Origin of the sequence: Paenibacillus sp. SZ31 (assembly GCF_012912005.1) — a bacterium.
In the GTDB taxonomy this organism is placed as follows: Bacteria; Bacillota; Bacilli; order Paenibacillales; family Paenibacillaceae; genus Paenibacillus.
The window spans coordinates 75551-90928 of record NZ_JABBEA010000002.1; the positions used below are offsets into that span (position 1 = coordinate 75551).

At 44.9% G+C, this 15378-nt stretch carries 11 protein-coding genes and 1 pseudogene; 9 read left to right on the plus strand and 3 right to left on the minus strand.

Going from position 1 to position 15378, the window contains the following annotated elements:
- Nucleotides 1-2: 2 nt before the first annotated feature.
- The 9 genes from HF638_RS05060 (at nt 3) to HF638_RS05100 (ending at nt 11992) form a co-directional block, all read left to right on the plus strand.
- Entirely contained in the window at nt 3-1835 is a 1833-nt protein-coding gene (locus HF638_RS05060; RefSeq protein ID WP_169479213.1) for a hypothetical protein, read from the plus strand.
- Nucleotides 1822-2100, plus strand: coding sequence for a hypothetical protein (locus tag HF638_RS05065; RefSeq protein WP_169479214.1), 279 nt, complete (start codon nt 1822-1824; stop codon nt 2098-2100). Before HF638_RS05060 ends, HF638_RS05065 begins: the two co-directional genes overlap by 14 nt.
- Nucleotides 2101-2386: 286 nt before the next feature.
- Nucleotides 2387-4894 (plus strand): WG repeat-containing protein, encoded by a 2508-nt coding sequence (locus HF638_RS05070; RefSeq protein WP_169479215.1) that lies wholly within the window; start codon nt 2387-2389, stop codon nt 4892-4894.
- Nucleotides 4895-5000: 106 nt separating this feature from the next.
- On the plus strand, nt 5001-6002 hold the full coding sequence (locus tag HF638_RS28385; RefSeq protein ID WP_211175514.1) for a helix-turn-helix domain-containing protein: 1002 nt from the start codon (nt 5001-5003) through the stop codon (nt 6000-6002).
- Nucleotides 6003-6152: 150 nt separating this feature from the next.
- Nucleotides 6153-7952 (plus strand): ABC transporter ATP-binding protein, encoded by a 1800-nt coding sequence (locus HF638_RS05080; protein WP_169479216.1) that lies wholly within the window; start codon nt 6153-6155, stop codon nt 7950-7952.
- Nucleotides 7949-9697: an ABC transporter ATP-binding protein gene (locus HF638_RS05085; RefSeq protein WP_169479217.1), complete on the plus strand. Its 1749-nt coding sequence runs from the start codon at nt 7949-7951 to the stop codon at nt 9695-9697. The genes HF638_RS05080 and HF638_RS05085 overlap by 4 nt, the downstream gene beginning before the upstream one ends.
- Nucleotides 9698-9741: 44 nt before the next feature.
- Nucleotides 9742-10704 (plus strand): ABC transporter substrate-binding protein, encoded by a 963-nt coding sequence (locus tag HF638_RS05090; protein ID WP_248278039.1) that lies wholly within the window; start codon nt 9742-9744, stop codon nt 10702-10704.
- A 140-nt stretch (nt 10705-10844) separates the two neighbouring features.
- Nucleotides 10845-11309 (plus strand): hypothetical protein, encoded by a 465-nt coding sequence (locus HF638_RS05095; protein ID WP_169479218.1) that lies wholly within the window; start codon nt 10845-10847, stop codon nt 11307-11309.
- 284 nt (nt 11310-11593) lie between these two features.
- Nucleotides 11594-11992 carry an RDD family protein gene (locus tag HF638_RS05100; protein WP_211175515.1) on the plus strand — a complete coding sequence of 133 codons (399 nt, stop codon included), beginning with the start codon at nt 11594-11596 and terminating at the stop codon, nt 11990-11992.
- A gap of 387 nt (nt 11993-12379) precedes the next feature.
- Here the strand turns inward: HF638_RS05100 and ilvD are convergent, their stop codons facing one another.
- The 3 genes and pseudogenes from ilvD to HF638_RS28495 all read right to left on the minus strand — a co-directional run.
- Nucleotides 12380-14071 (minus strand): dihydroxy-acid dehydratase, encoded by a 1692-nt coding sequence (ilvD, locus tag HF638_RS05105; RefSeq protein ID WP_169479219.1) that lies wholly within the window; start codon nt 14069-14071, stop codon nt 12380-12382.
- 15 nt (nt 14072-14086) lie between these two features.
- Nucleotides 14087-14752, minus strand: coding sequence for a GntR family transcriptional regulator (locus HF638_RS05110; protein ID WP_100527506.1), 666 nt, complete (start codon nt 14750-14752; stop codon nt 14087-14089).
- A 502-nt stretch (nt 14753-15254) separates the two neighbouring features.
- Nucleotides 15255-15365, minus strand: a pseudogene (locus HF638_RS28495) (tyrosine recombinase XerS); the annotation flags it as partial.
- Nucleotides 15366-15378: the final 13 nt, after the last annotated feature.

Sequence of the window (15378 nt, forward strand, 5' to 3'; positions counted from 1 at the left end):
ACGTGAGTGGGTTCAAGGAGAAATTCCGAAGTTTCTCGAAGCTGTGTACAGAGGATTATCTGATTCGTTATGCCAACAAGGGGTTGTACAAAAGGTCTTTGAAAGAGTTGGACAACGGTGTGAGTGTAACGTACACATGGAACGAATCATCTGTGAGTTGTCAGCTCAGTGACGGGACACACTGTACGCTTGAAAATACGCTGGACCATTGGGAGTGCTCCTGCCCTGCAGAACATATCTGCAAGCATGTGCTGATCGCACTTCTATATGATCAACGCGAACATTCGTCAGAGGATTCGATAAGTGCAGACGAAAAGCATGTGCCGGATAAGGACTCAGGGATATCGAATAATGCTTCGTCGGACGCACCAAAAAACGTATCGGTAACAGAATCAGTAACAGACTTAGTATCAGATGTGGACGCTCCAAGCGAAATTCCGCATACGGTATCACGTGAGATCGAGTCTCGCTTCCGCTGGATGACGGAGTCTGACCTTACCGTGTTAATTAAGTCATATAGTTCTTCCATGATTGAGGAAGTTGTTTTCCGATTGAGATACCCAGAAGAAATTAAGATCATCGAAGATTCACTTCTTACGGTGCATCTGAAAAGCCAGAATATCGAGGTGTCTTTTACGGAGGAAGCGAGCCTTGCAAAAGCACTTTGTAAAGTGCCGCAGACTGCCGGGAAGATGGCCAAGCTTGAAGCTTTGCTACGATATCGGGTACTAAGAGGCCTGGATGATACGGATGCATTAAGCGGACGAGTGTACGAAGCCAAGTTCTCTCTGCAGACGGTGCAGGAATGTCGTATTATGCTGGCAGGATTGTTGAAGACGGGACTGGCCCGTCTTCCTCAGTCTTATATGGCACAACTGGAGACCCTGGCAATCGCAGCTCATAGTGGCAACCTGCCTGACATAGAACGCAGTTTACGAGGGATACAAGGAGAACTACAGTTGTTTTTCAACAGACATATACGTTTCTCCATGCAATCCATGCTGGATCGGGTAAGCAAGCTGTATCTTGCACTCCAGGTTCTTGAAGAAGAAAAGGTATCTGTCATTCAGCAGAGTCAGCTCATTGGCAGTTTTCGAAGTAAATACTTTACGGTTCCTTCACTTCACCTGTATGGACTGGGAGCTGATGCGTGGGAGACACGATCCGGTTTCCGTGGAATCACCTATTACTTCTATTGTTTCGATGATGCGGAAATCTACACTTATAGCGATGTACGTGCTGTATATTATGATGATCAGCAGTTCTCGTATACAGAGCATTACGGCGCATTCACACCGTGGCTGCCTCATCTGACATTTCGCCAGTTTGTGGGTGAAGAAGTTCAATTCCATTCCGTTAAAGTAAATGAAGAACGCCGGATCTCTTCCGGGGAAGGTGCAAAGCTTACGATTTTGCCACGAATGGGTGTGGAAACGTTGAATATGGGCAAGTACATGCAAGATGTATCGTCTGTACTTCAAGAGGAATCGCCAACATTTGACTTGTTTGCTGCTCCCAAAGAACGACTGGCTGTGATCAAAGTTGCTCGAATCGTGGACCATAACTTTGTCAAACAAACGCAGGATCTGGTCCTGACGGTTGAGAGTGTCGAAGGAGAACGATTGGCACTTACTCTCCCGTATTCAAGTGATTGGCAAACGATGATTCAAAGACTGGAGTCAGGATATGGTGTTCAATCACTCGAGCACTTCTATGCCTTTGTTCGTGTGGAATCAAAACGGATCAGCCCGATCAGTTTCCTGAAGGGTCAAACGGTGCTCAGTCTGAAACTGGATATTGGCAATGGAAGGATGGGAAGACTTGGAAGAGCATAATCAGTTCATGCAGAAAATTAGTGGATGGTCTGAAGAGTTGCTACTGCGCGGGTTATCCCAGTTTACGATCCGAGATATTGAGGTACTTGAGCAGCTCGCAGTGGAATCCTTACGGTTGCAGAAGAGTTTTCTTCATGAATTGCTGAATCACGTCATTAACGAAGGGCGTAGCGTGGCTCTTGGACAAGGTGATGAAGAACTGCTGTTATCTCAGTATTGTTGTCTCACCCAATATGTACAGCTCAGTGTGCAAGAAGAGGCGTGATATTGGTTAGTTATCGAAGCGAAGGCACATGAAGCGATATGATGTAGATAATAAGATGTAATATAGAAGATAAGAAGATTTGCAGAAGGCTACAAGGCCACTGCAAATCTTTTTTTTGCTATTCTCTAGTTCGATGTATTTACAGATCGAAAAATATCAACATTTAATGTTTGTTTAGAAACAGGATGAGAATTACAATTGTTCTCAGTTATATTCGTTCTGATGTCATATCCCGATTTATGACGCATACCATTAGGCGAATGCGGTCATAAGGGAGGAAATTGAAATGTCCATGAGCGAACCGCTGTTAACGCAAATTGTGAATCAACATATTCCGGCTGGTGCAACGGTCGTCACTATTGATAAACCTGTCCAACATCCAGCGATCTACGCGGCTGATCTTACTGGTGATGGCATGCCGGAGATTGCCGCAGTCTATCAGTTGAACGGTGAGCTGTATTTACTCATTCTGAAATTTGTTCAAGGACATTGGATCAAGATGGCACTAATCAAGGGATTGGGGTATGGGGTGACTTTAATGACTGCAGCCCCTGTAACTTCAACAGCAAGGAACAATCTCATCATCGGTTGGCGGATCGGTGCGATCTGGTCTAAGCTTGCCGTATATGAGTGGACCGAATCAGGGCTCAAAGATCTGGCCCCTGACGATCTATATTATAGCTATGCAGAGATTATAGATATGCCTGGTCCGCATGGTCGAGATGGGAAAGTGGAGATTGCACTCTGGATCCATGACACAGGTGAAGCTTATCGTGTGGAGATTATCCGATGGCAGAATGGGAAATGGGTTCCTGCACCGGACGTATATGCAACCTATTATCCCAAAGTAGTGCAATATTACGAGCAACTAACCCAGCAATATCCTGATTATATCTTTTACTGGTATTACCTTGCGGATGCTCAGTACCATGCGGGCCAGTATCCGGCAGCACTCGCTTCCGTTCAGAAGGCACTCAGCTTTCCGGAAGCGTATCCTTCCAGAGAGGCGCTGCTGGAGCTGGAAAAGAAAATTAAGCAGGCGATGGTCCCTTTAAGTCATGCCCGGGTAGCGACATGGTTATATCCGATCTCCGTTCGAACCACGAGTGGGACTCGTTGGGGGTATATGGATGCGCAGGGACATGTTCGGCTAGAGCCGGTTCTGGATGACGCCCATGCGTTTCAGCCCAATGGATTGGCTGTTGTGGTCAAGGACGGTCGAGCCGGTGTGATTAATCTTCAAGGGCAGTATGTCGTTCAACCTGTATACGATTCCATCAATTCCTTTTCTGAAGAACGGGCGATGGTGATTGATTCTCAAGGATTTAAGATGATTAATGAACAAGGCACGGTCCTGACCAAACGCGCGTACTCGTATATCTCGAATATGAAGGACGGCCGAGCGCTGTTTTACGATTCTAATCCTGGTCAGACAGATGGATCGGTGAGTCTGTATGGTTATCTGGATGCTTCGGGCAATGAGGTAATTCCGGCACAGTTCGTGTCAGCGAACGATTTTCAAGATGGCAAAGCGGTTGTGCAGATCAAGGACAATGAATATGCGCTCATTAATCGCAATGGACATCGGCTCGCGACGTATCCATTTGCTTATGTGGGACCATTAGGAGATGGACTACTCGCTTTTCAAAAAGAGGCCTCGGGCAAATATGGGTACATCGACGAACGGGGTAATATTCGCATTCAGCCCAAATTTTCATCGGCATTTCCTTTTAGCGACGGGCAAGCGATTGTCAATACAGCGGAGGATTACAAGTCCATCTACGGTGTCATTAATACGCAAGGATCGTTTATCATTCAACCTGCCTATAATGACATCCGCGAACTAGGCGAGCATCGTTATGCGCTGGGGCAAGCGGTTAATCCGGAGCAGCCTTATATTGGCTCTGTATACGCGATCGCAGATACCAATGGCAGAAGACTTACGGAGTTCCTATATCGCGAAGTAGGCAATTACAAAAACGGCCTTGCTTCCGCATCGGATGGAAGACAGACGTATCTGCTGGATTTGAGCGGACGACCTGCTCAAGGATATCCCCGTGTTGAGGGTTCGGGTACGCTGGAGGTTGTGGCACCTGATTTGATCAAGGCCTATGTAGACCAGCGTTTATCGTATGTAAATCGGGCCGGACAGATCATCTGGCGTCAAAATACGATCGTTCCGCTACATCCGCCGTACCGTGTACGCGAAGAGAAGTACAAACCAAACAGGGATTACCTTGTATATTATCCGCAGGTGGAGGGATTGACGAACCAAGCGGAGCAGCTAGCACTAAATGCCAAGTTGAAGGCACTCTCTCAGGTTAAACCAATCCCTGCCGATCAGCAGCTGGATTACACGTATACAGGGGATTTTGATATTACGTTCTATCAGCAGCAATTGCTGCAACTGCAACTTACAGGTTATAACTATCCGGCTGGTGCAGCGCATGGCATGCCTACGATGATCTATGCGATCATTAATCTGACGAATGGTCAGTTGTATGAGTTGAAGGATCTATTTAAACCGAATAGTGACTATGTAAAAGTGTTGAGCCAGATTGTGGGGGATCAGATCAAAAATGATCCTCAATACTCGTATGTGTTTCCGGACACCTATACGGGGATTACTGCGGATCAGCCATTTTTTGTCACAGCGGATGCTCTGAATCTCTACTTCAATCCATATGACATCGCGCCCTATGCGGCAGGATTTCCAACGTTTACGATTCCTTTTGTCCAGATCAAGGACATTATTAATACAGAAGGTTCGTTCTGGAAAGCTTTCCATGAGTGAGTGTCTTCTCACAATTCATCAGATTCAGAGTATGAGGCCATATGTCCAATATGGCTTCTTTCTTATATAATAAGCTGAAACAACAGACAACGAGAGGGGAAGTCAGATGCAATCCAAGGTGTCAGAGACATGGTACGCCATTCAAAATAAAGAAGATCAACGCTGTGCATTGGCAGCGAGATTAAATACATTTTACCAAAGCAGTTCTGCCGAACGAATCATTCATATTCCAGAAGAGATTGGTCAGGGTTACTGGCAGTTGAATCGAATTCATCCCTCCATGGAACTCGTGTATAGTGATGCGATATTCCATCGGCCAACCGCCTTGAGCAGTCTGGAGCAGGATGACAGTATCAAGTTAAGCTTCTGCATTGGTGAGAGCATATCATGGAACATTGATGGCAAGCTGGGGGAGTTCCATGTACATACCCAGGAAAGTTCTGCATATGGCAGTCGAGATACGAGCAGTACGTGTGAGTTTGGATTACAGCAGCACTTCAAGGGATTTACGTTGAAGCTGGATCAGACACCGATCAGTGGAATGATGCAGCAACTTCCCATACAACAACTCATGACAGCCATCGCTGGAAGTGGGGGAGGTTTCTATAATGCGAAGATGACACCCACGATGACTCGAATCGTTAACGAGATGACACAATGCCCGTATTCGGGAGAACTGAAACAACTGTATTTAAACGGAAAAGCACTTGAGCTGCTCGCGGTATATTTCAGTGAATGTATTCTGGAGCGCCAGTTACCTACGAATCATGATGGGTTGTCCCGGACGGACCTGACCAGTTTGCAGCAGGCGAAGCACATTCTCGATGCGAATCTGGCACATCCGCCAACTCTTGAAGGGCTATCCAGACAAGTTTGTCTGAATGAATTCAAGCTGAAAAAAGGATTCAAGCAATTGTTCGGTTTTCCTGTACATGCATATGTCATTGAGCAAAGGCTAGAGGCAGCGTATTACCTGCTGGAGACCAGACAGATGAATGTGACCACGGCAGCTGCAGCGGTTGGTTTTAATAAATCAAGTCACTTTTCCGCGCAATTCAAACGAAAGTATGGCATGACACCATCCACGTATTTTAATCAAACGTTCTAGTAGTCTACTCGTAGCATCTACTTATAATCCGTATTGAGGTACTTTTGCTCCGGATTGGGGTAGCGGTAGCCAGGTGCCCTGTGAGATATTAATGTGCGTATATAGCACTGTGCTATATTGAGAATGATTATTAATATCAGGAGGGGTGAGATGAACAACACATCTGAAGTGTCCGGACTAATGCAAGTAACGAAGGAGCGTAAAGGTCTGCTGATCACAGCAAGTATCTTCTCGACCCTGTCGAGTCTATTGCAGATTGTTCCTTTTATCGGGGTGTACAAGATCGTCGAGGAACTGCTAACTCATGCGGGCCAACCATCTGCCATGGACAGAGATCTGTTGATCTATTGGGGGATTGTCGCATTCGTAGCCCTGATTGCAGGGCTCATTGCGCTCTATATCGGGGGGATGTGCTCACACATCGCTGCGTTCAACATTTTGTACCAGCTCAGAGTGAGACTTGCGGAGCATGTTGCCAAAGTACCCATGGGGTATCACACCCGAACGGCAACCGGTGAGCTGAAGAAGATCATCGAAGTCAGTGTGGAGAAAATCGAGAAATTTATCGCCCATCAGTTGCCGGATCTGGTGAGTGCGATCGTTATTCCGTTAATGCTGCTGGGTTACTTGTTCTGGCTCGATTATCGGATGGCGCTGGCGCTGTTGGTTCCGATCGGAATCGGGTTCTGGCTGCAAAGTCGTATCTTCCGCAGCGAAGGCGGCCGTCAGGCTTATCGTGATTTCCAGCTTGCTATTGAAGAAATGAATGCGACGGGTGTTGAATACGTGAGAGGTATGCCTGCGGTCAAAGTATTTGGCATTACAGCTGATTCATTTCTGACGTTTAAACAAGCGGTGACGCGATATCGGGATATTTCGTTGAAAATAACAGATTTATGTAAAACATCTTACGGGCTGTTTTTTGTAATCATGATCTCGTTATTTACCTTCATCGTTCCGGTGGGTATTCTGCTGTCGAGTGGAAATGCGGGGAATCAGTCGTTTGCGATCACGTTTATTCTGTTTCTGATCATTACCCCGAGTCTATCTGCTCCGTTATTGAAGTTAATGTATCTGGGTAGTGGGATGCGAGAGATTGTGGAAGGACAGAAACGGATTGAATCGGTGTTTGCTGAGCCGGTTGTACAAGAACCTGAGTTGCCTAAAGTTCCGGATACATATGAGGTTGCCTTTCGGCAGGTATCTTTTGCTTATGAGCGTAAGGAGAGCGAAGCATATAAACCCGTACTTGAACAGATTGATTTTGTAGCCAAAGCAGGAGAGATGACCGCGCTTGTCGGACCTTCGGGTGGAGGAAAGTCGACCATTGCTAATCTATTGCTTCGTTTCTGGGATGTACAGGAAGGTGAGATTACGATTGGTGGAATTCCGATCCAGGAGATGGGGACGGAGAAACTGATGGATACCGTGTCCTTTGTATTTCAGGATGTACATCTGTTCTACGATACGATTGAAGAAAATATTCGGATGGGCAATACATCAGCTTCACGACAGGACGTTATAGCTGCGGCTCAAACTGCTTGCTGTCATGAGTTTATCGACAAACTGGATGCCGGATATGACACCAAAATTGGAGAAGGCGGTACGTATCTATCTGGTGGTGAAGCACAGCGAATTGCAATTGCACGAGCACTGCTTAAAAATGCTCCCATTCTGGTCCTGGATGAAGCGACGGCCTACGCAGATGCAGAGAATGAACACAAGATCCAGCAAGGTCTAGCCCAATTGGTTCAAGGCAAAACAGTACTGATTATTGCTCATCGTCTAACAACGATTCGTGCAGCCGAGCATATACTCGTGATCCGCAAGGGAACGATTGCCGAGCGTGGGACACATGATCAATTGCGTGCATTAGGCGGCGTGTATGAGCACATGTGGCAGGCCCATATCAGTGCGGCTTCCTGGAAGCTTGGAGGTGCAGGACGATGAAGAATTATTTATACAATATATCTGGCGGCAACCCTCGTAGTCTGCTTCCTTCGGTAATTGCAGCGATTCTGGACGGGATTGCGAAGATTGTTCCTGCGGCGCTGCTTGTGGATATATTTAATACGATTTATAAGTCATTCGCTGAACCGGACAAAGGACTGGATATCAACCGAATGTGGATTGTATGCTGTATCCTGTTTGCCTGGCTTCTGGTGGAGTATGCGGCTTATGCTTCGCTCTATGATAAGACCTATCGGGCAGCATACAGCCTTGCGGCCTCAGGAAGGTTGAAGTTGGCGGAACATATTCGCCATCTGTCGTTAGGATTTTTCGGAAAACGTGATCCTGGCGATCTGACGAATCTGATCCTGAGTGATTATGGTCAGGTTGAGCATACGATCTCTCACAATCTGTCACAGCTGATCAGTGCGATTGTGCTTCCTGTGCTCGCTTTTGGCGGACTACTGTTGGTGGATTGGAGAATGGCCGTAGCCATGTTTATTGCGGTTCCCTTAGGTGTGACTCTGTTATGGCTTACGGATTCCATTCAGGCACGACTGAGTGAGAACCATGTTCGAGCCAAAAACGAAGCCGCCAGTCGGCTGCAGGAGTATCTGAGCGGTATTCGTGAGATTAAGGCCCACAATATGGGGGGCAAACGTTTTGAACGGCTGCGTCGTTCTTTTGACGAATTGAAATCCGCTTCCATTCGGTTGGAAGGCATCATGGGACCGATGATCATGGGCGCGATGTTGCTTGCACGATCAGGGATGACATGGATGATTCTGGTGGGCAGTTATTTGCTTGCAGGCGGTGAGTTGTCATTACCGGTATTTCTGTTATTTTTGCTGGTAGGTACGAAGGTATTCGAACCATTGACGGTTGTACTGATGAGTTATGGGGAGATGCGGTACTCTGCATATAGTGCAAGACGCATTATGGATGTGCAACAGGAGGCCCCGATGGCAGGAACGGGAGATGTACAGCCCAATCAGGCGATTTCATTTGACCAAGTGACCTTTGGATATGATGAGTGGCAGCCGGTCTTGAAAGACTTGTCCTTTACGATTGAGCCGCATACCATTACAGCGCTGGTTGGCCCATCCGGTAGTGGTAAGAGTACAGTCACACGTCTCATTGCCCGCTTCTGGGACGTACAGCAAGGAACTATTCGCATTGGTGGCAGACCCGTTGATCAGATGGACCCGGAGAAGCTGTTACAGGATATCTCAGTGGTCTTCCAGGACGTGTATCTGTTCCAGGATACGATCGGCAACAACATCCGTGTAGGAAAGAAAGACGCTACGCAATTCGAGATTGAAGAGGCGGCACGCAGAGCTTGTTGTCATGAGTTTATCTCCAGTCTGCCTCAAGGGTACGATACGCTCGTTGGCGAGGGTGGATCGACGTTATCTGGTGGGGAGAAGCAGCGTATTTCCATTGCACGTGCTTTGTTGAAAAATGCATCGATCGTATTGCTTGACGAAGCCACCGCCTCACTTGATCCGGAGAACGAAGCCGCGGTACAGCAAGCGATTAATGAGCTAGTCGCGGACAAGACGGTTATTTTGATTGCACACCGATTAAAGACCATTCAAAATGCCGATCAGATCCTTGTATTGGACCAAGGTCAGCTCGTAGAGCAAGGAACTCATGCGCAATTGTTAGATCACTCAGGCATCTACGCTCGGTTGTGGCAATTACAACAGGATGCAGAAGGCTGGCAGGTAAAAGTAAACGGATAAGCCTAATGTGGCTATTGAACTGACATAAAAGGAGAATGACAACGATGTTTAAACGAATTCCTGTATGGATTGCACTATGCTGTATGCTCACCTTGGCGGCTTGTGGAACGACCCAGACCACCAATGAATTGGCCAGCTCCTCAGAGGCAACCACACAAGCGACGACCAAATTGATTACCAACCCGAATGGAGAAGAGATTACGATCCCTTTGAATCCAGAGCGCATTGTTGATCTATCCGGCTCTACAGAAGAACTACTGATCATTGGGAAAACACCTGTGGCCACGATGAGCGCAGATTACGGTAACCCGGAGGAACTTACACCAACCATTAAGGATCAACTGAGTGCAGATACCGTTAATCTGGGCTGGTATGGTTTCCCGTTCAGCATTGAAGCTATAGCGGGTGCTAATCCGGACCTGATTATTCTGGGAAAGGATTTTAACACGGATCAGTATGAAACCTTATCCAAAATTGCGCCTACGATTGCATTGCCTTATTCCTACTATGATTGGAGAGAGCGCCTGACATTCCTGGCATATACGTTTGGAGAAGAAAGCAAGAAAGATGAATATCTGGCCAAGTATGATGCGAAATCTGCAGAGTGGAAACAAAAGCTGGAGGCGGCTGTAAATGGTGAATCCTTTGCCGTAATTGAGACATATCCAAACAATCTGGTCATCTATTCCAATAAAGGTGCAGCTGAGATGTTATATAGTGAATGGGGCCTGAAGCGTACAGACGGTATCCCTGATCCTGAGGGTTGGGGAGGCAAAGAGATCGCTCTAGAGGCTCTAGTTACTGTTAATCCGGATCGTCTGCTATTGATGGAGAATAGTGAGAATAAAATGGTCGATAGCAAGGTGTGGAATAACATGAACGCCGTGAAGAATGAAAAGATCTATAAAATCTCTAATGTCGATAATTACAACTACTCGTACACAGCCATGGGAAGAATGGAACTTATGGACCGCCTGGGTACAATGATTCTGGAAGAACAGAAGTAGTCGTTGAATTATAGCAATTTACGATGGATTAACTTTAACATTTAATAGAACCTAATGGCGGCCTATGTGTAATTGTGTAGTTTGTTCGAAATCATGTAACTTGAGCGGTTCGAGCTGCGTTTAGACATTGGGGTGATCTAATGTTGGTGAACACGGTTCAACGGTACATGGTATTAGGACTTATATTTATAGGGATAAGCTTAACGGCATATCTCGTTCTTGAAAGGATTGAAGGGTACCAAATTACAACGACAGAGTATTACGGCTTACGTAATGCAGGGGGAGTAATATATATTTTATCGCTCATTCTGGGCTTCGGTCACTATTTACTCGCTTTTTTTATTGTTATTCTTAGTCCGATCGCATGGCTGTTGCGGAAATATGTACGCTTTCCTATGGTGAGAACTTTCATCTATATGGTTGGGTTTGGATGTGGAGGCCTATGGGTTTTCGATCAAATGTACAGTCCATATTTCGTGAATGGATACGATCTGAATCGAATAACATCGATATGGATATTTGCCATCGCCGGTGTAGTCTATGCCATCATGGAGAATAAGATTTGGCGAAGAGGGCAAATGCAGAAAGAACAGAAGGCTACTTAACAAATGTTGAGTAGCCTTCTTGGTTTACATAATTATTATGGTGTTTTCATTGGGGGCTCAGAGGCCAAATACAATATTTAGAAAGGATTATGTAAGTAATTCGATAGTTTGTTATAAAATTCACAAAGAATGCAATTAAAATGAAATAGGAGTTTTATCGTAAAAAGGTAAAATTTTCTGTTATACTATTTGGGTTGTGTACATAAAGTTAGATATTTTAATGAAGGGAGTTCATGAAGTAAATTAGCCGTTTAGTTTAAAATTGTAGTTTGGAGGAAAGCATTTTGTATAAAGCAGGTTTTTGGATTAGATTAGGAGCAGGTGTATTGGATAGTCTTATTATTTCAATTCCGTTAGTGATTATTGCAGGTGTGCTGACGGGCAACTTTGATACGGATGAGCCGATTGCCAAACTGCTTAGTGCGTTATACTCAATTTTATTACCAGTTTACTGGTATGGTCGAACCATAGGCAAACGTATATGTGGAATTCGAATCCGCCAATACGATACACACGAACCGCCAAAAATTGGTACGATGCTGATGCGAGTTGTTGTAGCTGGACTTGTGTATGTAATAACTTTGGGTATCGGAGTTATCGTGAGTGCGTTTATGGTCGGTCTGCGTGAAGATCGACGTGCGATTCACGACTTTATAGCAGGAACAGAAGTAGTCTGGGATTAAGTCGGAGATTCTAAAGAAGTAGCTGTACAGGGGTAAAAATCCCGGTGCAGCTTTTAAATCATTACTACTGTTTCACAAAACTCGTATTTTGTACATATGTATTGCATTGGCAATATTTACTCATTCGAGATTTAGACCATCCAAACATTCCTGCACTAGCCGGCAAAAATACACCCCCTAGAATTTCATCGGCTAAACTCAGGGGTTTTTCCAATGTCTATTCTAGGGGGTGCACTTCATTTTCAAATGATGAAACTAAATTCTTCATCTTTTTCTTGCGACATTCTTGATCTCTAAAGCTGGCGTTTTTTTGTTTAGCGCGCTTCATGCATTCGTTGTAGTAGCTTCTCCCCTCCCATTTTATATGTAGCATCAATGTTTAATTGTCTATTCCATCAAATCTGTTACTGCACCTCTTGAAGCAGAGGAAACTAATTTAGCATATTTGGCAAGTACCCCGGATTTCACTTTCAGTGGCGGTTGTACCCAAGCTTGTGCTCGAGCAGCTAGCTCTTCTTCTGATAACTCAACCTTCATCTCCTGAATGTCGCTATCAATGGTAATAATGTCCCCATTTCTAAGCAATGAGATCGGTCCACCTACTTGTGCCTCAGGGGATACATGGCCGACTACAAATCCATGCGAGCCACCCGAGAACCTACCATCTGTTATGAGAGCAACTTTCCCACCGAGACCTTTCCCTACAATGAGTGCTGTAACGGAAAGCATCTCAGGCATACCTGGTCCACCCTTCGGTCCACAATAGCGTATGACCAATACGTCCCCTTCTTGAATTTCATCATTCATGATCGCTTCTGTCGCTTCATCTTCGCTATCGTACACCTTTGTCGGCCCGGAAAACTGTTGTATCTTCATGCCTGACATTTTGGCAACAGCGCCTTCAGGAGCTAGGTTTCCTCGAAGCACAACCAGTGGTCCATTTGGTTTAAGCGGATTATTGAGTGGACGTATAATCTCTTGATCATTCTGTAGTGGAGCAGCTTCCGCTAAATTCTCCGCCAACGTTTTACCAGTTACGGTGAGGCAATCCCCATGAAGTAATCCCTCAGCGAGCAATAGCTTCATTACCCCGGAAACACCACCAATATCATTCAAATCCTGCATGACATACTGACCACTTGGCTTCAGATCTGCCAAATGAGGAACACGCAAGCGAATTCGTTCAAAATCATCCAAGGTTAAATCCACTTCTACGGAGTGCGCAATAGCTAGCAGATGGAGAAATGCGTTGGTTGATCCCCCTAGAGCCATAACAACGGTGATCGCATTCTCAAATGCTTTCTTCGTCATAATGTCTCTTGGGTAGATTTCCTGTTCAAGAAGTGAGATGACCTGCTTACCGGCTGCTTCGCATTCCAATGCTTTATCCGCTGAGATAGCTGATGTCGAAGAAGAACCAGGCAAACACATACCCATTGCTTCTGCAGCTGCGGCCATCGTATTAGCGGTATACATCCCCCCACAAGCCCCTGGACCTGGACAAACACTGCATTCGACCTTATGCAATTGTTCGTCTGTTATTTTTCCATCTTGATATTGCCCAACGGCTTCAAAAGCTGAAACGATATCCACTTTTTTACCGTCGAGATTACCAGGTTGAATGGTTCCTCCATATACATAAACAGAAGGAATATTCATCCGTCCAATAGCCATCAAACATGCAGGCGTATTCTTGTCACACCCACCGATTGCAACAACGCCGTCAAAACGCTCGGCTCCGGTCACAATTTCAATCGAATCAGCTATAGCTTCCCGACTTGGTAGCGAGAACAACATCCCGCCATGCCCCATCGAGATCCCATCAGAAACGGTAATCGTATTAAAAATTAGTGGAGCACCGCCGTTATTACGTGCGCCCCGCTTAGCTTGCACCGCTAAATCATTGATGTGCATATTACACGGTGTTACTTCACTCCACGTACTTGCTATTCCGATCATTGGCTTTTTAAAATCCTCATCTTGAAATCCAACTGCACGCAGCATCGCTCTGTTCGGTACCCGGTTAGCACCTTCACTGATTACCTTGCTTCGAATGCGAAGATCTTTTTTATTTTCCATGTTTCTTCCCTCATTTCAAAGTATTTCGTTCAGTTCCTGCATCGGTCGAATAAAATTTTGTTTCATTAAATTATGGGCATCGTTGCTATTTTTGCCTTCAAAAGCTTTAATAATCTGATCATGTTCTTCAACTGAAGCTAGTGTAGCCGTAATAGGTTGTTTTAAAAATACGTATTTAAATCGCCTAATGTGAATCTGAAGAGATGTATTAAATGTAGCTACATAAGGATTATCTGAGAGCTCCACAATATAATTATGAAATTGCTCATCCACCTCCATAGCCTGATAAACTTGTCCATTTTTAATAGAACTTGCGAATTCCAAATTTATGGATCTTAGTTTCTCGATCTGTTCTGGAACAATAGTTTGGGCGGTGATTTCAGCAGCTAAGGCCTGAAGAGCAGCCATCGTTGAATACATCTTAAAAATATCGTTTTTCTCAATATTCGTTACTTTTGTTTCTTTTCCTGGATGCATGGACACGAGGCCTTGAACTTCGAGTAACTGAAATGCCTCCCGAATCGGTGTCCGGCTGACTCCAAGCGATTCAGCCATTTCCGCATCAATAAGCTTTTCACCGGGTTGCAGTGTTCCATCAATGATCCATCGCTGAATCTGAGAAAACGCTCTTTCTTTTGCGGACATACGGACTGGTAAGGAAAAATCTTTAGGAATTGGCATTTTTTTCATCCTCATTACAATTATTCTTATATGCAATATATCGCATACACGATCGAGAAGCAATTATTATTTCATTTACTCGCTCCATTAAGTTTATCGAGATAACTACCTGTTTTTATTGAGAGTTTGAGACAAAAAAGAAAGACTATAATTTAGGAGTCTTTCTTTGAGAAATGTTACATAAGTAATATATTTTAATGTGAATGTTCTTATATAAAATTATTTGGTACTAATGAGGGCTTATGTACTTTTTATTTAAGTACACATCTAATCGGAAATCGGACGATGTTCTTGTCCATTACGGTAATCGGTACAAGTTCTTGTCCCTCGACATGAGTTTGTAGTTTTAACTCCCACCCCTCCGTCGTATAATCTATCTAAAACGCCGAACTCATATTCCGAGTTCGGCGTTTTTAAAATTCAATGGTCACAATTAATATGCCGGTTTGATCGACTCTCGCATCCTCCAAATTCATGAATTTATGCCCTTTGTCTAAATAATGGAAAATGAATGCCTCAAAGAAGAATGAACCGTCAAAGCCGGCTTTCCAAAGGCTGTTGCATATTTCTCAACAAGTTTTTCTATAGAACATTGTGTTAAACGTCTATTTTTAAAATGCTGTTCT

Bases quoted from the DNA above. Each gene is read 5' to 3' on its own strand.
- HF638_RS05090 (WP_248278039.1), top strand. From the start codon at position 9,742: ATGTTTAAACGAATTCCTGTATGGATTGCACTATGCTGTATGCTCACC.
- HF638_RS28385 (WP_211175514.1), top strand. From the start codon at position 5,001: ATGCAATCCAAGGTGTCAGAGACATGGTACGCCATTCAAAATAAAGAA.
- HF638_RS05070 (WP_169479215.1), top strand. From the start codon at position 2,387: ATGTCCATGAGCGAACCGCTGTTAACGCAAATTGTGAATCAACATATT.
- HF638_RS05095 (WP_169479218.1), top strand. From the start codon at position 10,845: ATGTTGGTGAACACGGTTCAACGGTACATGGTATTAGGACTTATATTT.
- HF638_RS05080 (WP_169479216.1), top strand. From the start codon at position 6,153: ATGAACAACACATCTGAAGTGTCCGGACTAATGCAAGTAACGAAGGAG.
- HF638_RS05085 (WP_169479217.1), top strand. From the start codon at position 7,949: ATGAAGAATTATTTATACAATATATCTGGCGGCAACCCTCGTAGTCTG.
- HF638_RS05110 (WP_100527506.1), bottom strand. From the start codon at position 14,752: ATGCCAATTCCTAAAGATTTTTCCTTACCAGTCCGTATGTCCGCAAAA.
- ilvD (WP_169479219.1), bottom strand. From the start codon at position 14,071: ATGGAAAATAAAAAAGATCTTCGCATTCGAAGCAAGGTAATCAGTGAA.